This is a genomic window from uncultured Psychroserpens sp. (assembly GCF_947494225.1).
Lineage (GTDB): Bacteria > Bacteroidota > Bacteroidia > Flavobacteriales > Flavobacteriaceae > Psychroserpens.
Map to the genome: position 1 here is coordinate 702,148 of NZ_CANLUG010000001.1, position 23,697 is coordinate 725,844.

At 34.8% G+C, this 23,697-nt stretch carries 16 protein-coding genes; 14 read left to right on the forward strand and 2 right to left on the reverse strand.

Going from position 1 to position 23,697, the window contains the following annotated elements:
- The first annotated feature begins 11 nt into the window (after positions 1-11).
- The 13 genes from Q0893_RS03135 to Q0893_RS03195 all read left to right on the forward strand — a co-directional run bounded on the left by Q0893_RS03135 (position 12) and on the right by Q0893_RS03195 (position 19,711).
- Entirely contained in the window at positions 12-677 is a 666-nt protein-coding gene (locus Q0893_RS03135; RefSeq protein ID WP_299272377.1) for an ATP-binding protein, read from the forward strand.
- Positions 678-680: 3 nt separating this feature from the next.
- Positions 681-1,322 (forward strand): response regulator transcription factor, encoded by a 642-nt coding sequence (locus Q0893_RS03140; RefSeq protein ID WP_298900989.1) that lies wholly within the window; start codon positions 681-683, stop codon positions 1,320-1,322.
- A 315-nt stretch (positions 1,323-1,637) separates the two neighbouring features.
- Positions 1,638-1,931, forward strand: coding sequence for a hypothetical protein (locus Q0893_RS03145; protein WP_299272379.1), 294 nt, complete (start codon positions 1,638-1,640; stop codon positions 1,929-1,931).
- Between the two features lie 11 nt (positions 1,932-1,942).
- Positions 1,943-2,608: a TIGR02594 family protein gene (locus tag Q0893_RS03150; protein ID WP_298900987.1), complete on the forward strand. Its 666-nt coding sequence runs from the start codon at positions 1,943-1,945 to the stop codon at positions 2,606-2,608.
- 3 nt (positions 2,609-2,611) lie between these two features.
- Positions 2,612-3,673 (forward strand): peptidoglycan-binding domain-containing protein, encoded by a 1,062-nt coding sequence (locus Q0893_RS03155; protein WP_298900986.1) that lies wholly within the window; start codon positions 2,612-2,614, stop codon positions 3,671-3,673.
- A 32-nt stretch (positions 3,674-3,705) separates the two neighbouring features.
- Positions 3,706-6,408, forward strand: coding sequence for a hypothetical protein (locus Q0893_RS03160; protein ID WP_298900985.1), 2,703 nt, complete (start codon positions 3,706-3,708; stop codon positions 6,406-6,408).
- A gap of 32 nt (positions 6,409-6,440) precedes the next feature.
- Positions 6,441-8,993 (forward strand): hypothetical protein, encoded by a 2,553-nt coding sequence (locus tag Q0893_RS03165; RefSeq protein ID WP_298900984.1) that lies wholly within the window; start codon positions 6,441-6,443, stop codon positions 8,991-8,993.
- A 55-nt stretch (positions 8,994-9,048) separates the two neighbouring features.
- Positions 9,049-11,175: a hypothetical protein gene (locus Q0893_RS03170; protein WP_299272381.1), complete on the forward strand. Its 2,127-nt coding sequence runs from the start codon at positions 9,049-9,051 to the stop codon at positions 11,173-11,175.
- Positions 11,176-11,198: 23 nt separating this feature from the next.
- Positions 11,199-13,478, forward strand: a complete 2,280-nt coding sequence (locus Q0893_RS03175; RefSeq protein ID WP_299272382.1) for a hypothetical protein — start codon at positions 11,199-11,201, stop codon at positions 13,476-13,478.
- Between the two features lie 4 nt (positions 13,479-13,482).
- Positions 13,483-15,729 (forward strand): hypothetical protein, encoded by a 2,247-nt coding sequence (locus Q0893_RS03180; protein WP_298900981.1) that lies wholly within the window; start codon positions 13,483-13,485, stop codon positions 15,727-15,729.
- Positions 15,730-15,731: 2 nt separating this feature from the next.
- Positions 15,732-18,056 carry a hypothetical protein gene (locus tag Q0893_RS03185; RefSeq protein WP_298900980.1) on the forward strand — a complete coding sequence of 775 codons (2,325 nt, stop codon included), beginning with the start codon at positions 15,732-15,734 and terminating at the stop codon, positions 18,054-18,056.
- A 4-nt stretch (positions 18,057-18,060) separates the two neighbouring features.
- Positions 18,061-18,615 carry a hypothetical protein gene (locus tag Q0893_RS03190; RefSeq protein WP_299272385.1) on the forward strand — a complete coding sequence of 185 codons (555 nt, stop codon included), beginning with the start codon at positions 18,061-18,063 and terminating at the stop codon, positions 18,613-18,615.
- A gap of 7 nt (positions 18,616-18,622) precedes the next feature.
- Positions 18,623-19,711 (forward strand): hypothetical protein, encoded by a 1,089-nt coding sequence (locus Q0893_RS03195; RefSeq protein ID WP_298900978.1) that lies wholly within the window; start codon positions 18,623-18,625, stop codon positions 19,709-19,711.
- 13 nt (positions 19,712-19,724) lie between these two features.
- On the opposite strand, the gene Q0893_RS03200 is transcribed toward Q0893_RS03195, so the two are convergent.
- Positions 19,725-20,525 (reverse strand): M48 family metallopeptidase, encoded by an 801-nt coding sequence (locus Q0893_RS03200; protein WP_299272386.1) that lies wholly within the window; start codon positions 20,523-20,525, stop codon positions 19,725-19,727.
- Positions 20,526-20,528: 3 nt separating this feature from the next.
- Positions 20,529-21,077 carry a sigma-70 family RNA polymerase sigma factor gene (locus Q0893_RS03205; RefSeq protein ID WP_298900976.1) on the reverse strand — a complete coding sequence of 183 codons (549 nt, stop codon included), beginning with the start codon at positions 21,075-21,077 and terminating at the stop codon, positions 20,529-20,531.
- A 169-nt stretch (positions 21,078-21,246) separates the two neighbouring features.
- On the opposite strand from Q0893_RS03205, the gene Q0893_RS03210 reads away from it, so the two are divergent.
- Positions 21,247-23,553 (forward strand): PKD domain-containing protein, encoded by a 2,307-nt coding sequence (locus tag Q0893_RS03210; protein ID WP_299272388.1) that lies wholly within the window; start codon positions 21,247-21,249, stop codon positions 23,551-23,553.
- Positions 23,554-23,697 lie beyond the last annotated feature (144 nt).

A 23,697-nucleotide genomic window follows, 5' to 3' on the forward strand; every position in this document is an offset into this window, starting at 1 on the left:
TTGTACTGTTTGTGATTTTTCAAAAGAGAAAAAACACACTGGTATTAAAACAAAAAGAGATTGAAAAGCATTTTGAGCAAGAAATTGCCAAGACGCAAATCGAAATAAGAGAAGAAACTTTTAGAAATATTAGTTGGGAATTACATGATAATATCGGTCAATTACTAACACTTGCAAAGATTCAACTCCAAAATGCTGCAGATATTGAAGACGTCAAAGCAACATTAAATAAAGGGCTGACTGAGTTAAGATCCTTATCAAGACTCATAAACCCTGAGGCCTTGAAAAGTATGAAATTAACAGAGGCTATTACGCAAGAAATAGAACGATTTAATAGACTCAATTTTATAGAGGCATCTATACAAGTTAAGGGAGAGGAAAAAAGAATAGATGAAAAAACCGAAATCGTATTCTTTAGAATAATGCAGGAGTTTTTTTCCAATACGATAAAACATGCTAAGGCTAGTCACTTAGATGTCATTGTAGATTATAAACATGATGAACTTGTAATTGTTGCCAAAGATAACGGGCAAGGTTTCGATGCTGAAAATAAAAACAAAATTGTTGGTATCGGACTAGAGAACATTAAAAATAGAGCCGAATTAGTAAATGCCGAAGTTTCTATTTTTTCCAAACCAGATCAAGGAACACAATTAACCATAACCTATAAATATTAACCCATGAAAACGCATAAAGTTGTAGTCGTAGAAGATCATATTTTATTGTCTCAGGCAATTGCAGGGTTAGTGAATTCTTTTGATAATTTTAAGGTGCCCTATCTCTGCAAAAATGGAAAAGAACTCTTAACCTATCTCAAAACACCTCAAAATGTTCCCGAAATTGTATTAATGGATGTAAATATGCCAATTTTGAATGGTATCGAAACTACAGAAATTATTAAAAAAGAATACCCTCAGATCAATGTTATTGCCCTGTCGGTAGAAGGAAATGACGAAACCATCATTAAAATGCTCAAAGCTGGAGCTAAAGGATATCTTTTAAAAGATGTAGAAAAAGAAGTTCTAGAAACCGCACTAAAAGAAGTTATTCATACAGGGTATTACCACACAAAAAATGTTGCGAACATTTTAATCAATTCTTTAAATGATGATACACCATCCGAAGGTCGATTAAAAGACCGAGAAATAGAATTTATAAAACTTGTTTGTTCTGAATTAACCTACAAAGAAATTGCCGAAAAGATGTTTTTGAGCCCAAAAACTATTGATGGTTATCGAGATACCTTATTTCAAAAATTGAATATTAAAAATAAAATAGGGCTGGTGCTTTACGCTATTAAAAATAAAATTGTCAATCTCTAACAATATTTTACCAATCACATATATTTTACTTTTCTAGTTAGAGCTGAAATACACAAAGGTATTCTCTATTTTTAGCCTTTAACTTAAATCTAAAAAAACCCTAATTTCTAGGGTTTTATTTTTTTCCACTACAGGAAATCCCCTTATACCTTAAAGGGGGTTTTGTTTTTTTAAAAACAGGATATAACCGACTGTAAAACAGTTGTTTGTGTTCTCATTATAACTTGTTCTATTACTATTTTTATAGTCTAATATAAGTGCGGTTAAAACGCATTTATATTCACTAGAAAAGTTAACAATAAAACAATAAATGTAATGTCAACATTAACAAGTTATCCAGCAAAAATTAGCCACTATTCAATACGAATTTCTAATTCAAACGCTAACATCAGGCTTTTTGGTTTTGAGAATAATAAAAAAGCGATAGGGAATATTGACTTTTCAATGTCAGAACCTAATGAGGCAATATCAAAAGCTTTTATCAATAGAGGAGGTTTTTTAACCGTAAGATATCCACTTTCATTATTGCCTTCGATTTTATCTCTATTGAATCAAGAAGCGGATTTGTTTTTTGATGAAAGCGGAAGCTTTAGTAATAACGACATTTAAAAATAGATACCATGAGCTCATTAATACATATTGCTTCAAGAGAAATAGGAACTAGGGAAATTCCTGGGCCTCAGCATAATCAAAAAATTGTAAACTATGCTAAAGAAGCGGGTTTCAGTTACGTGAACGATGACGAAACACCTTGGTGCAGTTTTTTTATGAATTGGGTTGCAAAAAAAGCTAAGGTAGAATCTTCAGACCTTGGTAACGCTAGATCATGGTTAAACGTTGGTATTCCAGTAGTGAATCCAGAGCCAGGAGATGTTGTTATTTTTTGGAGAGAAAGCCCAGAGTCTTATAAGGGCCATGTTGGAGTTTTTATGGGGTATTCTCAAGATCATACCCGAATTTATACACTAGGAGGAAACCAAAACAATCAAGTTGGAGAAACAGCATATGCTTCAAGCCAATTGCTAGGTTTTAGACGACTTAGACCGCTGAAAAATAAAAAAATAAGCACAAAAGTTTTAAGAAGAGGAGATACAGGAATTGAAGTAGTAGAACTTCAGGATGCCTTAAAACTTTGTGGATGTCAACCAGGAACATCTGACGGCATTTTTGGACCAAAAACTGAAGCTGCTCTTAAAATATTTCAGTCTACAGTTGGTGTTGCTATAAACGGTGTTTTCAATAAGGCCACGCAAAAAGAAATGATTAAACAATTATCTAAAATTTAAGATATGTCAGCACAAACTTTTAGAATATCAGACGCCGTTTTAAGAAGGGCTTTCGAATTTAATAATATATCCTTAGAGAACAGAGAAGATGAAATGATCCTTTTTGGAATAAGAGGAGCTTTGCCTGCTGCGCCAAACGAATCGTTATTAGATTACTCTGGACACATGCAGTTTGAAGAAAGTCATTTATTACAACGGGTTAATATTAATTATTACTACCCAAGATGTCTTATAGGGCAATGGTTGCCTTCGCAAAGAAAAGTGGCCGTGTTTTTATCTAGTACAGTACCAAATCTCAAACTTGTAGAACGCAACAGAAAACGCATGCATCAATTTAATTGTATGCAACCAGGTTTCTATGATTATATAAAAGGACAACATCCAAGAAGTAGTTCGGGCTTTCAACAACACAGAGCTTTGCGCTTAAATAGTTCAATAACGCTTAGACGTGCCAACTATACAATGAGCGCTGGGCAACCTGTTATCAATTATGGTGCATCGGCTGCTATTTCAATAGGAAACCCAGGAGATAATATCCATTGTGCCAGAAATAATCCAAGTACAACACGTGTTAGATCCATAAGAGGAAACAGTTATTCGACATCTTTTTGCTTGTCTGATTACTACAGCAGTTACGGTTGTCAAGTTATTACAGGTTGTCCTCCTCAATATATTCCTAGTGGTCAATCTAACGGAAATTGGAATGCTTGGGACAAATTCATTAGCAATGTTTATGACGATATAGCCGAAAATCAAAACACCTTCAAGTACCTTCTTTTAAATAGTATAGATGTCTATAACGCTGCTAAGGCAAATGCATCAGAATCATCATTAATTAAAGTGAGATATGGATCAACCGGAAGCATGGTAGAGCGCCTTCAACGTGGTTTGGCAGCTACCCGAAGCGCAAGTACCGGAAACCCATATTATTCGGGCTCAATTGATGGCGATTTTGGTCGAGGAACTGGGCAAGCACTCATCAAATTTCAAAAAGACAATTTTAATGGAAATGCCTATGGATGTGCTGGAGAGAACACCTTCAGAAGTTTAGGTGTGCCAATATAGGACCATATATAAATGTATAAAAAATAAGAATTATGTTAAGTACAGAAAAACAAGAAGTCATTCAAGGATGTATTATCTATCAAGATTATACAGATCCAAATAATTTTTACTGCCTCCCAGAAGAAAAAGCAAAAATTGCAGATAATGGACGAGCGGTTCAATATGTGGTTTATACAGACGATGAAATTATTGAAGGCGACGACCCCAATTTTGATAACGATGAATCTCGTGTAGGTGGGTTTTTAACGCTTCAAGTTGAATTAGGACCTACAGAAGAAAAGTTTGAATCTATAAAAGATGAACTTAAATCCAAATATGGAGATGGTGTAAATCTGTCAATGGTGCCATTTAAAGATGGTGATGTCAAACTTGTAGTTTTCAGTTCAGACGGAAGTCAAGAAGCCAATACAGAAGACTTTAAAGTTACTATTGCTGGTTCAACAAAGCCATCTTTGGGACTTAGGCAAACAGCAGTGTTTTCTACACGATTGAGTAATAAACCAGCTCAGATTATGTGGAATTTACTCAAGCAAGAAGGACAAACACAGGTGGCTGTCGTTTATGACCTTAGCTATTTAGGTGTAATGAAGGCCTATAACTTAGAAATTACGGTGGATTTTAAAGCCACCGAAGATTTCTGGAACCATTCATTTAACTTAAGAGCAGGAGTTAAAAATGATAATATCAATATTGCTGCAAGTGCAGATATTGATGTTATGATTAGAGAATTAATGAGTGATGGAGCGATTACAGTGAAGCAAGTTGTTTATGCCGAAGGAGAGTCTGAAACCAATCTTTTAGGAAATGACCCAACTGGAATTGAGTTGGTGAAAAAATTAATGGGACCAACACTATTTCAAGCTACAGCAATCCCTACTGAGGACTATAGTTCTGCAATCAATGAGACTATAGCAAATAGAGTTAGAGATGAAGAGGAGGATGCCGATGGTGAAGATGAAGATCATGACGATCCACCATTACATAATGAGGAAGAAGATGAAGATGGAGGAAATGGAGAAGAATCAGGAGAAGAGGAAGAAGACATGGAAGATGATGAGACCGATGAAGAAGCAGGAGAAGAAACAGACGAAGAAGGTTCTGGGGAAGACGATGATACCACAGAAGGTAATGGAGAAGAAAGCGTAGATGGAACAAACTCTGATAATGATCGTCCAGAAGGAGAAGCTGAAACAGGAGAGGGAGAAGACTCTGGAGGTGACAATGAAACGGGTGGAGACACTGATCCGCCTGACAATAGCGTTACGGTACCTTCAGAAGATGAGACTCCCAATGGAGGTGAGTCTGGAGGAGAATCTGGAGAAGATGAAAACCCGGAAGAAGAAGAAACATCTTCAGCGTTAGATGTCGATATTAATGTTGGATATACACTGAGAAGACGTGAAATTTCACAACAAATAAAAAGAAAGTTCACATTTGATAAGGCCGAAGCCAAAGTGATTAAATATCATCCTAACGGAGCATTAACATTGGCAGGTACTGCTTTTGATGCAGATAAACAATTAATGATAACTCGTCTAAATGAAGGACCATTTAAAGAAATAGAATTAGAAGTTAGAGCAAGTTTTGATTTTGAAGAATATGATGTTCGAGAAGCCATTGTACATATTTCTTACGGATATAAAGGCAATAAAGGAGACAAGTCACAACGTGTGCACGAACACAGTATTACTCTAGATCAAAATAACTTGAGTGATAAAATAAAATTCTTTGTTGATGACCATGGAACATTGTCTTATGATTATCAAGTAGAATTTATTCATAATACAGGATCTATTATTGGAAGTCCAGAAACTAAAATCACATCTCAGCTTTTTGAAGACGAAACAGATCGTGCCTTAAGTATCAATATGGATACACATTCTCCATTAATTCCCGTTGAGATTCAAGCTGGTGAATTACAGTTTAGTGATGATGGTATTCGTTCGGTTCAAGTCTTTTTAGCGCCTTCCAAATCAGCAAATGGAAGAACCACAATATTAAATAGCGCAAATGCCGAAATGAAACGCTATTTAATTCACCCTCCAGAGGAGAATCAATACGATTATTACTTAAAACAAGAGTTTTTCTTTAAAGATGAAAAACTGGTTTTTGAAGAAGAGAATATAAAAGACTCTCAAGTTGTGGTTGATAGACCATTTGCAAGAATATTCAATATCACACCAAACTTAGCTAGTAGTAATAACTTAGTGAGACAAACATTGGTAGATATTAAATATACTACAGCCGATTCTGAAGAGAAAGAAACAACGCTTAGTCTTACACCAGAAATTCCAACCAAGTCCTTTGCTGTTTTAGTAGAAGAATCAGATCCGAGACAATGGAGAGGACGAAGCCGATTTATACTTAATGATGGTAGATTACTTGAAGGTAACTGGATTAATTACGATACAGAACAACCCTTCATTAATTTAGATAATAGCGGATTTAGGACTTTAAAAGTTGCTACTTTATTAGGTCAAGCCACTTTTGCTGGACGTCTAGCTGCAATAGAAATTAACTTAAGTAGTACAGATCCATCTCACCCAGGTAATACAGTGTTGTTTTTAAACTCGAGTAAGGTAGAAGATATTGCTATTATACCAGATTTACCAGTTACAGTAGCACTTACAGCAGCCGTTCGCATTTTTGCCAAAGATGGATCACAAGAAGAGCAAAGCTATGCTATACCTCCAAATACACCACAACTCATGTTGCCAATAACAACTGTGAATTAAATAAAACGAATAACAAATAAACACACAATATCATGCTTTCATTATTAGATAAAATTGGAGTTCCAGGACTCCCAGACGTAGAAATATTTAGAGATCATAAAAAAGACAATATATTTTATGCTTTAAGATCCACACCAGTTGTGGCAAGAGATCAAGATGGAAAACCTGCTTTGAGTTATAACTTTTTCTCAAGAAATGCAGATATAGCCTACGCAAGTAGCTCCAATAAAGAACTTGTTGAAACCCAATTAGGACAGTTACTGGTTACAGTCGATTTATCCTTGTCTAAAGAGGAGCATAAAATTGCAACGACTTACTTAAAAAAGATATTAAATCAAAAATCGCATGCGTTCGTTCGTCGCTATCATAAACGTTACAAAAGAGCAGTGCCAACAAGGAAAATTGAACCTATTTTAACCTATCCAGGAACTTGGAAAGACGGAACAGTAAGATTAGAAATATTGGAAGGGCTTGGTGATACATTCAAAAAAAGTTCTAGCTCTGAAGTTAAACCATCCTTAACAGCCTCTAACTCGGCTGCAGTGTATGCCACATTTGGTGTGGAAGGTGCCCAACTCATGTTTGATGCGCTTTCAAAAGGATTCAAAACAAAAAAAGGGACTGATGAAAAAACACCCATTCAGGCGATTGTTAGATACGATTTAAAGGGGTATGCTCATATTCCAAATCTTGAAGTAAAAGTTAGGGCTAAAGGAACTCAAATATATGAGTTTTTACAAACCCAAAAAGAAACTTATAAAAAACACATTCAACAAGGAAAAAGAACAAAAACTAAGAAGTTTTTAGGTGTGACGTACTCTAAAAAAACAACAACCTATGATCATAAGGTTGATGTTGATAAAGAAGATATCAATTCGTTAGTAGAGCAAATGATTGATAGAAAAGTTGTTAGAATTGAAATAACCGATTATGGAGATATGGCATCTAATAGTGCCGAGAAAAAAGAAGTAGAAGATAACTTAAGAAAGTCTTTAATGGAACTCATCTTTGGGACCATAATTAAATCATTTTTTGAAACCGCATTTATAGGAGATAGTAAGGATGAAGATGAAGGAGAAGAGGGTGCATCAACTGGTACGAGCATACAACCAGATTCTGATTTAAAGCTAACTCATAGAGATAAAAGAGTTAAGAATCAAGACCATTACTACTATTTTAGAAATGATATTAAAAAAACTAGTGTATCTGATATCAATTTTCATTTTAAGAAAAATGGAGTTGTTGAGTTTTTAAGATACCCTAATGGAACATTGTCTGTTCAGCTTACAGAAAGTGAACGTAAAGCAGCTGTTCGATATATTGATGTAAGTAGTCCAGAAGTACAAATGCTTGAGGTTCAGGTAAAAGTGAATGCCGATTTCGTTCTAGATAATATAGACTCTGTTATTGTAAATGTGAACTACAAACAAAAGGATCATAAATCTGGTATTGTACGCCAAAATGCAAAGTCATTCTTGTTCGAAACAGGGGAAGAAGTTTTCACTTTTAGAGTAAGTATGGCTAGAAATGCAAAGGGAGAATTAGTTGATTTTTACAATGCTGAAGCCAAAATATCATATAAAGGAACTGCCGATGCACCACCACCAATACAGCTTAATAATATTAGTGATCGTGTTCTTAATGTGTCTTACGATAAGTTAGGGTTTATAACAACTCAGGTGACTGCCGGTGATATCGATTGGACAATGGTTAAAGAAGTTGTTGTTGACATGGAATACAAAGCTGAGCCTAACAAGCCAGATTCAAAGAAGCAAATTCGTTTAAACCAAGAGTCTCTTTCAGATACGTGGAAATGTTTTATGTATGGTCATGAAGATAAATCATATCGCTACAAGAAAAAATGGATCTATTTAGATGGTACGCAAAGCGAATCAGATTACATAGAAGACACGAGAGAAGTATTATCAATTGATGATGATCTCGTGGGAAGAGCAAAAGCCTCTTTTGATGTGTTAATGGATACTAATTCTGTAACTACGGCAAAAGTTGAAATCATCTATGAAGATAAAGCAAATGTCATTACAGAAGAATTTTCAAAATGGTTTACAGGTTCAGAAACTTGGGATTGGAGTATGCGACTTCGTGAAGGCGCTACAAATTCTTTTAAGTATCGTCACTTTGTACAATATGTAGATGGTTTGGTCGTGACATCAGATTGGGAAGTAGCCAAAAGTGATGAGGATATTCCGCCAATAGATCTTAAACGTCACAGACAAGCACTAACTATTGATGGAGGCTTGTTAGATTGGACCAAATGGAAAATGGTTTACGCTACAGTAAGCTATAAGGATACCAACAATAACTACGAAAAGCAGGATACCATCCGCTTAGATCAAAGCGACTTTCTAAAAACATTTGAGATTCTGTCTTTTCATCCTGGAGGAAATGAATTCGAATGTACGTTAAAGTATGCTGGAGATGGAAAGGTAGTGGATATACCTATGGAAAAAACAAAAGGAGGCATTCTCATTTTAGAAGACCCAGAAGGCAGCGATGAGCCTATTGAAGATCCATTGCCACCAGTTGAGCCAGGTACAGAAGATCCAATTGTAACACCTCAATAGGTCTTTGCTTAATTATAAGAGATCATCGCCTAATAATCATATAAAAATTTAATTCATGTCAATTCAGAGGAAACCAAGAGATATAAGATCAAGAGTAGCAGCTAAAAGTTCACAGAACCCAGTTACGCTGAAAGGATTAACGCAAATTAATCCTGTAAAGATGCAGTTTCAGGCCTATAACGCAAAGTTATTTACTCAAGTGCATGCTGTGCTCATTCAGCCTATAACAAATACTTTAAATTCGGCTCCCTCTGGTGATGGTGTATATGAATATAATAGGAAGAAATACGGAAGGCCGAAATTTAGGTTTAAACTTCAAACTACTGAAGAAAAAATACCAGGAGAACAGGCATTACGATTTTCTGAAGGCGATAACGAAGATATACATCTCAAAATAATTATAGAGGCTTATCGGGATGAACCTAATGTTATTCCGTTGGCTTATAGAGAACTTAAAATTAAATTTCATTATGAACATAATGGAGCAACTAAAACAATTCCGTTAACGATTACCAAAACCAATCCAATTCAAGCATTAAATGTTTCAAATCACATTTACGCACATGCTTTAATTAAAGCAGACGTTAAAGACGCCATTTATAAGGCATTTACAAGCCCAAATATTTTGGCCAAGTTTGAAGTTCTTGCAGACGTATGGTGGCAAAAGCCTCCATTCACAATAAGAAAAGCGAGAAGAGCAATTGACCCAAGAACACGTAAACCGATACATGTTGCAGCGAAAAAGGTTAAAAACAAAGATGTAAAGCCTCGAAAAGTTGTTGTAAAAACGGAGTTGTTTAAGCATGTCGAACCAAATGATCCTGAGGTGTTTGGAGGAATCTTCTCCAATCTTGAAATTCAAGACTATAAATGGACACTTGCTAATAAAGCTAGTAATAATGAAGATCATTCATTTTATTATAGATTAACAAATGATCCTAATAAGGTACTCTTCTTGCCTCAAGTTTATAGAATAGCCGTTGATAGACTCGGTCAACCAATGGTGGATATTAATCTATATAAAATAAAAAATGAAACTGAAGCCTATGTGTATCGTATTAAGGTGATCTTTCATATGATCCCTTATTTTCATCCGAAAGCTAAAAAAGATCTAATGCGCGAATTAAGCGATAGATTTGGAGGTAAAATTAAATATGCTCAAGACCTTCGACTTGAAGGTTATAAAGAAGTAAGTTTTGTAATAGAAGATAGATTTTTAGACGATGATCCTTTATCTGGTAAATTTAAAAAAGAACTCATAAATATAGATCCTGTTAAAGGGTTTGCCATTACAGGAGATTTTAGTCTAGAGTCTTTTGAGGTTTTTAAAAGAGAACTTTTACGAGGAGCTGTTAATATTGGTAAAATATTCTTTGAACTTCAAGAAAAAGAAGAAGGCGAAGATATTATCACAAAAAGTAAACCGATTAATGTTGAATTAAACTTAGAGAAGTTACAAAATATTCACCTTGATACTGAAATGCTTATTTCTAGCAACGGACAAACTTCTTGGCCATCAGGTTTTAAACTCATTAATAAAACAGATATACCATTAAAACTCGAAGGTGTTGAGCTTACCTTACTTTCAGTAGATGAAGAAAAAAAAGAAGTGCACCATGTTGATAATGACCTAAAAACAACCATAAGAGAAAAAAATTGGCCTTTAATTGAACCACAACAAGAGGTGGATATTAATCTTGACGGCACATCTGTTGATTCTATTCCTGATAAAAATATGGTTTGGACAGCTCTGGTCTGTGAACCTTACGGAGTGCGAGCAGATATTAATTCAGAAGTTATAATGAATTCTGTTATAGATCGTGCTTCAGGAGATTCAGAAATTTGGAATTTAAAGGTGCTCTGTCCACCATTTAAAAATTGGAGCACACTTTCGGAGGACGAACGCTTACTATATATGAACGTGATTAGCTTACTTATCGAAACAAGATTAAAAGATGATCCCAATAATACATTTTCTATCGTATTAAATAAAGACCAACCCGAAGGTGTAATAAAAATGTCAAAAACAGCAAGACAATTATTACAATCCATAGACTTTGATAATAGAAAATATGACTACAGGATCAATACTGTAACTACTTCTTCAGTGAATGAAGGAGAGTGGCAAGAAGCAGGAAGTATGTATACAGACTTTCTCTATGTATTTCCTCCTAAACCATAAACGATAAACAAAAAACATTAGATATGACAACTTTACCACAAATAACAGTACTCGACGATATCATTGCATATCCAGACGATGAGAACCCAAATATGTTTTACCTAGCGCGTTCAACACCACAGATTAGAATGGATGGTGATATGCCTATTTTTAATGGCCTGTTTTGGACAGATAAAGCAGATGGTGCAGATAATTCTACAGCAGGCTTAGCTGGAGGATATATCAATTTTGATATTAACCTAGGGATTTCCGAAGAGGAAAAAAGAAAAGCGGCAGCAAAGTTGAAAAGTATGAAAATACAACAACAACGCCGACGTGAAATTGTAAAATTAGAAAAAGAACGTTTGGGCTTAATTGCTCGGGCCAGAGGCGAGGATAGAGTCCCTGAGCCAGATGTGCCTCGAGTAGGAGAAATTACGTTTGGGGCTTTAGAGTATACCGATGGTACCGTGACACTTCTTGAAGAGAAAGAAGGTGGTTTGGTGTCTTGGTCATCTGCAGGAGGACCAGCAAGTTTAATTGGCGATAATAATGCTGCCTTTGCCATTCGTTTAAGTCCAGACGGAGCAGCTGTTTGGTATAAAGCATTGCAGCAAGGCGATAAGGCTATAAGTACGCGATACGATTTAAAGTTTAGACTACGCTTACCAAGTTTAGAAATAAGAGCTTGGGCAGGATCTACGCAAACATCACAAATTGATAGAAAAGTAGACCGCGTTTGGAAAAATCAAGATCAAGGTTGTTCAGATGCAGATGTAGAACGTATAGATGTTTCAAGTGTTGTAGAAACAATGACAGAAGAAGGGCTTTTGAATATTGAAATTAAAAAAGGTTCTACCGAAATATCAGACGAGCATGTAAGTGAGTTGAGAGATATGGCCATTAAACTAATCGAAGAAAAAGTAAAAGAAATTATTAAATCTCGAATTCATGGTATGACTCAGGAGGAACGCAAAACCTCTATGATTGAACTGATGAAGGAAGAGGTGAAATCGTTTGTTGAACTTCGTTTTACTCAACGTGATGTGGTGGAATGGAAAATGGCACCTCAAGCAACGATTATGAACTTTTTAGAAGGTGTTTCTGAAGCTAACAAAAAGAATATTACTAAGGTGGTTGATTTGGCAGATGATATTGTTGGAACCGTTGAAATTCCATTACAAGTAAATGCGCCATGGGAAGAAGCACCATTCGTATCGTCAGTAAAAGTAATATCGGAGTATCCTTCGGCTGAAGAATCAAAATCGTGGTTGTTTGATAAAAATACCACTAAAAATAAATGGCTGTTTAGACGACCTAAAAAAGACGATGCCGTCGTAAAATACACCTCAGAGGTGTATTTTAAAGGGGTTTCAGAGCCACTAGTTATACCAGTAAAAGAGACCAACGGATTAATAAATATTGAAGTTGGAAAAGTAGGATTGATGGTTGCTAATTTTAAGCCACATTCAACGTTAAACTCACTATCTGGAGATAATAAAGTAATTAATATTCAAGTGGATATTAATTATAAAAATGAAAGCGATCCAGATCATTTTAAAACAACATTGTTGTTTACACCAGAAGAGGTTGATGGCAAAAAACTAGAGCGTGCTATCTATAAGCATATTGATGCGCCTATAGAATATACCGTAACCTATTTCAGTAAAAATGGGAAAGTCATAGAAATGCCATCTCAAAAATACTATTTCACCCAAAACCAACCTGGAGATATATTTACACCAAATCCATACGAAGACACCCTAGAAGTAGATGTCGAGTTAGGAATGTCGCCAGATCAGAGCTTGAAAAAAATCATTGTAGAGTTTCAGTATAAAGATGAAAACAATCAATTTACAAGTGAAGATAAAGTGGAGCTTGCTGCCGAGGATGATTGGGAACCAGTAACGGCTAAATTAGTTCAATTAGATAGAGATATGCAAGAATTTAGATATCGCTATAAACTTGTAGGAGATAATTTATTTTCGAAAAGTGGTTGGGTTGATAGTTCAGGAGATCAAACATTAATACTTCCTATTTTACAAGTTGGGATTGATGTGAGTCGATTAAAAATTGGTGAAAAGTACCAAAATGTTGTCCTTGAAATGGCTTACAAAAATGGGACTCAAGATATAAGACATCAATTTTTTCTTAACTCAGAAAGCGCTCAAAAGCCACTAAATTGGTTTATTCCTAGAATTGATGAAGGACATGATTCGTACAATTATTCATTGACTTTATATCCAGAACAAGGAGATCAAATAGAAGTTGAAAACCTTGAAGGGAAAGGCAAATTTTTAATCATTAAAGACGTAAATCCATAGTATCATGTTAAGTTATCAGCCACCATTTATGGACGTGGGGAATCTCACAATTTTTAGAGATGATAGAGACTCTGAAACATTCTATTATGTTAATATACAGCCTTGTATCGTTGAAAAAGCAGAAGGACCAGCAATTTCGGCATATACAATTTTGCCAGAAAGTAGTACAGACCAAGAGATTAATCAGGTCATGGATACGAGCTTATCTTTAGAAGTTTCCTTAAAAGCCTCAGAGCAAATTTTAGAAACCGCAAAACTCCAAATTAAAGAAAAGTGGGGAATGGATGCTAAACGTCTTATTCCAGCAACAGTAACAGATGGGAAAGTTTATATGGTTTTGGCATCGGCTGGAGAAGAACCTGACCCAAAAGACTGGTATGTGAGTTCTGGAATTTCGCCATCAATATTTGGTGACAATAGAGCAGCATTAGTTGTTAAAACATCTGGAGAAGAGGCTAAGCGACTCGTCTCTGCTTTGAATGAAGATGTGGTAGCAGGACACGTGTATTATGAACTGAATATGCTCGGAATAGCTCCTACATTTAAAGCGCGAATGCGTATTAAATGGGAACGTATTTACAAGCACTTTGAAGATATGAAAGTCAAGAACCTCATATTCTTTAGAGAAGAAATTAGCAATACTCTAGACGATTTGAAAGAAACCAGTTTGGTTGAAATGGAAATTGAAGAACTCGATCCAGACGTTACAGAATATGCTTCAAAAACATTATTAAATGAATTAAAAACAGAAGCAATTAAACGCTTGTTTAAACCTTCGGTGCCACCATTGAGTGCGAGTAAAAAAATAGAAAACCGATTAGCTCATGCTGTGGGTATGATTCATTCTTCAATCATTCCTGGGTCACACTACATTTTAAGAAACAACGATGAGGTTCAAACTAATGAACTCATTGTAGATCTTAGAGAACGCAAGGTTAAAAAGTATCCATTTTACCCTCAAGCTTTGCTATCTAGTATGATTGAAAACGTTGGAGGATTAGGAGATAGACTTAAATGGATTAAGTTAGATAAGATGCCATTTAGAACTGAAACTGTAACAGTAGATATTGCAGTGGACACGTTTAAAATTGATAATATCAAAACCGTTAAAATTGATTGTGTTGTTTGGGATGAAACCAATAATGAAAAAGAAAATGAGCACACCTTTATATTTAATAAATCCGAACTAGTAAAAGGAACTTTTAAGTATACAAGGCAGCATGCAAATACCTATAAATACAGTTATAAAACTACAATTTACTTAGATAATGAAGGAACAGGTTTGCCTGCTCAGATGGAAGTAGATTGGAAGGAAACAACATCAGAGTTTATATATTTTAATCCTACCGAATATTTCGAAAATATAAAACTTCAAATAGGAATAGATGATACATCCATCTTTAAAAACACACACCTTATTGAAAGTACAATACATGTTAAAGAACGTGATACTGACAAAAAGATTTTGAGCCAGTCGTTTTTACTAAAGGAAGATGATAAAGACCAAAAACTATTATCACTCCTTTATAGTAAGTTGCATCCCGTTAAAATAGATCTGCAAATTATCTATTACATCGAAGGATCTCAAGAATATGTTTTAGACTTAGATGATCATCAGGACTTTAATTTCTTTATTCCTAACCCCTTTGAAAATAAGTGGTCTGTAGAATTAATGAGCAAAGTTGATTGGGAAAAAACTTCAAAGATAATTACCGAAATCCGTATTTGGGAGCATACTAGAAAAACTTGGATTCAAGAGAAGTTTAATTTCACTAAAGACCTTAATACACATAGCTTGGCGGTTGTCACAAGTCTTGATACTCCAAAAGAGGTTTTAGAATATAAGGCTACAGAAATTACAGTTGATGGTACAATTAGGAGAGGTGCTTGGAAAGCACATAACGGACCAATTTTAATGATAAAGGATAACGTTAAACCTGAGCGTACAATAAAAGCAAAGCTCATTGAGGCGCCCAGCTTTGAAGACTATGAGATTAAAGAAGTTCGTCTTACAATAATGTACGAAGACGAGGAGAACAACATTAAAATGAGTTCAGACGATTCTAAGAAGTTAGAATTTAATGCTGTTGGAGATATCATCACATTTACTCATGACATGATTGACGCTTCTGCAACTGATTACAAGTATAGATTAAAGGTAAAAAGTGAAAGCGGAGACCGTTACAAATCAAACTGGAAGACCTCTAGTTCTGAGCAAATAGAAATAACCATTCCTGAAAACATCTGGTAATTATGTTAGATTTATCAAAACCATATGGTACATATAAAAACATCTTGTTCTATGGAGATCATGAGCAAGAAAATATTATATACTTTTTACCTAGCGAAGTAGGGTTAGCCCCAATCATCTCAGATAATCCAGATCAGGAACGAGCCTACGACTTTTTTCTGCAAATATTTAAAGAAGGTAGAGCAATTAAAGGCGGACTTGAAGAACTAGAAGATTCTGCAGGAGCAATAATGTCGTTAGGTGTACAGTGTATTGCTAATGATAGACATTTACAAGAGGCTAGGCAAATACTGATAGATGAATATAAAGTACAAGAAGATTTTATTTTCACACCACCAGAATGGTATGATGGCTCAATAGATTTAATTGTTTTAGATGCCTCTACTGAAAATGAAGATTTAATTAACGAAGAGTCCTTTGTTGAGAGTGTTATTGGATCTAAAAAACCTTCATTATCTAGTAGTGATCTAAAGGCTGTATTTAATGTGAGATTAGATAGAAAAGGAGCGAGCTTAATTGCAGCAACCTTAAAGGGAGACCGAAGCTCTGTAGCTGGCGTGCTGTACGATTTAAAACTTAAAGCTATGCGTCCTGCTTTAGACATGACTATAGAAGCAGATTTAGATCGATGTCATACGAAAGTATCTCATATGGTAGCGGCAGGCGCGGCCATAAAATATGGAGAACTTACGGTTTCGGCAAAGGCCGAATTTGAATTCATTAAAGAAAAACTGATAGAAGATGGAGATATAAAAGTAAATATCATATCTCAAGTTGTAGATGCCGATATGAAAAAAATGGTAGATGACATGGTAAAGGAATTTACAGATAAAGTAATGCGAGAACTTTTCAGGCCTTACGTGTCTCCAGAAATTCCAGACCTCCCAGATGGAGCACCAAACCCAACTCCAGGTGATGGCATTTTGATTGGAGTAGCTTATAAATTTCAAAGAAAAAAACTATTTCATAACAAGAAAATATTTGTGGATTACCGTCAAAGATCTGCCACTATAAAAACGCATAATCCGCAATCACATCTTTGGTTAATGGGAAATCAGATTAAAGATGATTTAGAAAATTATACACAAACCGTCACCTTTGGGGATTTATGGAGAGAGCAACATTTAGAAACAAAAATGCTTCATGATTTTGAAAACGATACCAATGATTTATTAAGTGCCGAGGTTCTTATTTGGAGAAAGAAAGATGGAAAAAATGCAGTATCTCAAACGGAAGGATTTGCTATTCCAAACGATGCTGTTCCATTAATAAGTTACACGACAACGAAAGACGATCAAGAAAAACACAATATCGCCTGGATTACCGAACCAGATGAACCAGCAGGATATTATTATCAGGTGAAATTTACGTATCGTGATGACTTAGATAATATGAGCTCACCAGTAAGTATTTTTAGTAAGGTGATTTTTAGCACATCACAAGACTTAATTATTATTCCTCAAGTGCTAGCTCCTTTAAAGGCATTCACTTTTAAATACGGAAACATAGACAGTACCAAAGTTGGTGGTGTAGATATTTATATAAAAACGAAAGATCAAAACGGAAAACAAATTAATCAAGAGATACTTACGCTTTCAGATGCAAATAAGGAAGAAGTTTGGAGAATTAGAACCCATCCGCATGATGAAGCTACTATAGAAGAAGAACGTCATTTTCATTTTTTAGATGGACGTCCTACGCTTAAACAGAACCCAGCTGCACTCATTGATGAAGAAGCCATAGTGGCTGACCCTTTCGAATTTAAAAACGCACATATCATTCCTGTAATTACAGGAAACACAGAGGACTATTTAGAAATATTGTTACAAATAAATTATAAAGCTCCTAATGATGATTTTGAATTTAGTCAATTATTTAGAGCAAAACAACCAGAATTCACACTTGAAGAAATTACAATTCCTGTTCTTAATAAAGGCGACGAGGTTGACTATAAATTCACTGCGATTACCAAAGAGGGAGATTTAACCCATTTAGAAGAAGGTAAAACAAAAGGAGGTCCGCTCTTATTGAAGCCTAAAGTGAAAAAACAAGATAATACTTTAACCGTGACTTGGGAAGGGCCAGGTTTAGAAAACGAAGATCTAGATTATGTTAGAATGGAGTTTAAGTTAGAAAAGGAGGATGGTACTATAATAGTCTTAGATGATGTCGAATTCACAAATGAAGAAGAACCAAGTCCAATAGATTTTGTTGTAGAAGACGAAGGAACCTTATTTATGAGAGTTATTAAACGCTATATAAATGGAAACAAAGAAAAAGGAAAATTTAAAGAAGTGATAACAAAAGAAATAACAATAAAACCTTAAAAAAATGGAAAATGTAGTAGATATGTTAGGCGGCAAACTTTTAAGTTATGGTGTGTCGGGATTTGCATTGTTGATGATAGGATTTACCTATTATTTAATGAAAACAGAGTTAAAAAGAGAAGAGCCAAGACAAATTGCCGTTAAGACAATTTGGATGTTTATGGGTTTAGTGATACTATCCACTCTTGTGGTTGGATTTTTTAGTTTGCCTCTTGCAAATAAAAATGAAGAACTCAATGATGAAGTAAATAACCTAACTGTAGATATGTCTAAGTTAATGGCGATGCTCACTAAATATGAGTATGCGTTAAATGATCTTGCTTATAAGTTAGATAATGCTAAAGATCCAAGTCCAGTAGGACCTCCCAGACCGCCTAGATTTGATGGCCCTATAACACTAGACACGTCACTTATTGCTAAATATGTAGACTATTCTAAATTGACAATGCCTAAGACTTACAAAGTTCAGGAAGTAAATGCTTCAGTTAAAGATAAACTTAAACAAGATGTGGGAAAAAAAGTAAATCTATCTGAACTACAGCCCGTTATTGATCAATAAGTGTATAATGAAAAAGTATGTGATTTTAGTTGCCGGATATGAATACCACAATGGGAGAACTAATATTGCGACCATTGCAAAAAGAAGAGCGGCGTTTTTAATAAGACAACATCGTGCTTGGCGCACAGATCCTAACGTGAATTTTATTTTATTTGATGTTCGTCATGGACGTGTAGATAAAGGTACAGTAAATAATGGCGCTATACATTGGACTCTGGAAAATGACAGTTTTGATGCCATAGATGATGCGACACATTATTCGGAAGAACGAAAGTTTATTCAGGCCAACACCAACGTGATATCTATTACTGATGCTTATTCATATATTCAAAACATAGGAAAAAACGAACCAGGAACGGTTTATGAATTTTCTGTTTTAGGTCATGGCTGGAGGGGAGGCCCCGTACTTGTCAATACATTTGAAAGAGACGAGTTTAAGACCAATGGGTCACAATCTAGAACACGTGATCCATGGGATAAAGACGGGCGAAGAAAAGATACCAATGTGATTAATATGGATTTCACAAGATGGTTATATTATAAAAATGCTTTTGCAAATAATGCTTATGTATGGGTTTGGGGTTGTGCGGCAAGTAGACTTTATAAAAAAGTTATTCAGAAGGTATTGCGTTCACCACAATTTAGAGCAAAACGCTATGGAAGACATTTAGATACTGATACGTTTGACCTATCCTTTACCCAAGAATTTGCAGATAGGAATTTTGCCTACGACCCCTTATTTTTCTTTAGATCAAGAACACCAAGTACTACTAATACCAGACGATTTTCTAGAACACTATTGGAAGTGAAGGGCTTCTTAATTAGAGGTATGGTACATACCTATTCTGGTCAAATGGCTCACAATACTAAAGTTAAAACTTATGCAGCTTTACCCGGAACTGGCTCAGATTATGAGCGTGGTGGAGCAAGCGGTAGAAGGGTTATGGTAGTCCCAAGAAATAGTAGTGTTTATGGATATAGTTTTAATCAAATAGTACGATTCTATAAAACGTATTTAAATGTTACCGAAGACCCAGATCGAAGAGGATATGCACTATACGACCCAGAAATCATTAAAAGCTGGAAAGGGAGGTGAGTTAATTTTTAGATTAATTCAAGGCATTTAATAAACGAATAGCTTTTTCATGATTAAAATATCCTTCGTTTTTTGTGAGTATCTTTAAGTTGAAAATTGCTTTATCTTTTTCATCTTGCTTTAAGTGTAACAAAGCCTTAAACCAATAGGCTTTGTGAAAATCTATAGCATTACTTTTTTCTAACTTATCTAAGTGTTTTAAAGCAGTATCGTACTGCTGAAGATTTAAATTAGATACTGCTTTATAGATTAAAATATTTGGATTACCTGAATCATCGGTAATGGCATCGAAAAGCTGTAAAGCTTCAGTATATTTTTCTTCTTTAAATAATGTTTCGGCTTCAATTAGAGTATTAATATTGCTACTTTTTGTTGCAAATGATGGTAAATCTTGAGTGCTGTAGTATTCATTAAAAAGCTCATTTGCAGAGGTGTTTGAGTTAAAAAAATAGTTAATACAAAGAGCTAGCAATAGAACGGCTGCAATGCTTGACACGAATTTTAACGGCTTTTTAATTGTTTTAGGCGCTTTGTTCTTAAACTTAGTTTCCGATGATTTTACTTTCTTAGAAAATGATTGTACATCGTCATTACTAAAAAGTAGACGCGCTTCTTTTAGTTTTTCTGTGTCACTTCCTAGCATAGGCCAGTTACTGTCATCATAAATAACATTCATGTTTTCCAGTATCGAAACCATATCATCTAACTCAGCATTATCTTCCCGGTCTTGCTCAAAATCTGCAATTTCCTTTGCTGTCATTAGACCATCAAGATATTTCATAATTCTATCATCGATATCTTTGTTTAAGCTCATTATTTATAATTTAAGATTAGAATATCTAGAATCCTCTTTAATTAATTGGGTTAATCTTTTTTTACATTTAAAAACTCTTTGTCTTGCCACCGTTTGAGATGAATAAGAAAACCGTTTAACAATACTTTCGTAAGAGTTTTTTTCAAATATCATTTTTAATATCACCTTGCATTGTTTTGAAAGTAACTCGAACTTTTCTTTGTACAATTCCCATTGACTGTGCTCTAAATAAAAAGAGGCTAAATTTAGTTCTTCACTTACTAGAGGAAAAACATCTGTATTTGTTACCTTCTTTTTAGAGTTTTCTCTTTTCCATAGATTTTTACAAACTGTAAATAGATAGTTGTCAAATGATTGTATGTTTATTTTTTTCTCTTTGAGTTTTACATATAGAATTAGTAACGCATTGTGAAACACATCTTCAGCATCTTTTATACTGCCGCTTCTACTTGTAATATAATGCGAGACATACGTAAAATTCGTAGTATAAATATGATCAAGGGCTTTTGGGTTTCCTTCTAAAAACTGACGAATAAAATCATCATTTTTCATATAACAACAATAGGTTGATAATTAATTAGGTGTAAGTTAATTAAAAATGTTGGGTAACAAAAAACCCAAAACCCCTCTTACTTATGAATCGATTCAATTTAGCTTGAAGGCGAAATCTGAAAAGCCTTATTTCAATAGAGTAAGAACTAATTTATAAACCAATTTAATTATGAAAAAAAATTATTTGATAGCCGTATTAGGCTTTTTATGTTGCTTTTACTCATTTGGTTTCTCTAATCTAGAGTCATTAAGTGATGCGGCAATTCCAAATATTAAAGTTGATCTCGTTGAGGTTGAAGCTGTTTGTAATGACACTAATGATTATACATATAATTTTAGAATTGATTTATGTTCTATACATACACCAGATGGAAACCCAGTAGATTTTCATGCTTATATCAGACCAAATTCAGATAACACTTGGGTGTATTTAGGCGTGCCAAATTTGGTAGATAGTAACGCATTAATTTATGAACTTACATTTAATACTAATACACCTTTTAGTGTAGAAACATGGATTATGCAAGGGTTTTATGATTATACAGATCCAGGAACAATTGAACCTTGGTTTGGATATGATTTTTGTGCAAGTCATCGTTTATTTGAAATGCCAGAACCTATTGGAGATTGCTCATCTAGCGCATGTGACTGCATTAATGGAGGAGAAATCTATTACTCTGTTGATGCATGTGATGCTTCGTTTCATTTTAGTGGGTTTGGTATAGATGGTTGCGCGACCTTAATTCAGGAATTTACATGGAATTTTGGGGACGACTCATTAGAAGAAACAACTACGGGGTTACCTGTTTCTACAAGTCATTCTTATACTGAAAATGGAAGTTATACTGTAACAGTTTCTTTTAATCTACAAGATAATGTTACAGGAGAATTATGTGAGGTCACTTATGACGTAGATATTGAAATCACAGATTGCGACAAAGTATGTACAGACGAGCCATATGTGGAGCCACATTGGGAGTTATGTGAGACGAATAATGTATGTGAGTTAGACTCTTGGCCAATCCGCGTTTTAGATGGTAATACGCCATTGTTATTACTAGATGGATATACGTTTTCATGGACATTAAATGGTGTAGAGATTAGTACATCAGATATTTTATATGGTGCCGTAGAGGATCAAACTTATGAGGTAACGGTAACATATCCAAATGGTTGTGAATATACCATTAGTTATTTGGAAGTATGTTGTGTTCCAGAAGCTGTAACGATTACAGCCAATGGAGAAGACATAACCGATACGTTAACTTATACGATTCCGTGTGGAGAAAACTGTGTTACAATTAATGCGACCAATGTAGAGAACGCAGTGTACAATACCTCAGATCCAGTATTAACGGATTTAAATGGGTTATTCTGTGTGCCACCAGGGAGTTCTTTAACGAGTTTTACGGCTAACATCACAGGTTTCGATACGTGTGGAGATCCTTATAGTGAAAGTGTAACGGTGTTGATAGAGCAGGATTGTTGTTTGGATGATATTTCCGTAGTATTTGATGAATGTCCAGATGAAGAAGTAGCAACATTAGCTTCATTTAATGGATTAGAATCACGAGCTACAAATACGATAGTTAGTAAGTCGGATGCAGAACGTGCATTTACGATATTAGAACGTTCAAAGGAAGCGTTAAAGGATTGTGATCCATGCGAGTCAGGAGTTGTATCTACTACAGTGGTTGATAGTAATGGAGACCCTATTACAAATTTTGAAACGATTAATGTGTCATGGGCAGGAAACCCATCAGGTGTTGACGTGAATACGAATCAATTTTTGGTATATGTTGATGTGTTGTATACAGTTACAGTAACTGTAATAGATCCAGCAGGACATGAATGTGTTTACACCTTTGATTTTATTTATGAATGTGAAGACGATTGTTTATGTGACGACCAAAACATAATCGATTTTGGAGTGACATATATTACCGATTGTTTGTATTTCATAGGAGCATCTACCGATGTTGGTTGCGCCTCAAGCGATATTATTGAAGAAGAATTTTCATTTACAATAAATGGAGGAACTCCAATAGTGACGACTGGAAATGGAATTTACCAAACACTAAGTAATGGAACCTATAATATTACAATGACTTGGACTATTACTGATGCCAATGGATGTGTTAATACGGTAACTGAATCTGGAACTTTTCAATTAGATAGGGACGGTTGTGAAGGCGTGAGTGATGGGCCTGTTAAATCTAGACAACGCTCTGAGGTTACAATACATCCTAATCCAAATAAAGGGCAAATGGATATTAACGTTGATGTGAGAGACAGTTCATTTATGGAGTTAGAAATCTATAGATATGACGGCTTATTAGTTAAAACCATCAATAAAGAGGTAAGCAATAAAGACGCTTTAAATTTTAGCTTAAACTTAAATTTACCATCAGGTTTGTATCTGTTCAACTTTAAAACGGCTAATGGAATAATAACGAAAAGAGTTGTTATAGAATAAGCCCTTTTTAAAGTTTAAAAAGCGTGATATTAAAATCCGATTTATTTTACATAAATCGGATTTTTTTTTAAACGTTCCAATTCTTTGGGTAACAAAATAATCTATTTGCCTCTTAACTATAAATAGTTTAAAGGCAGTATCCGA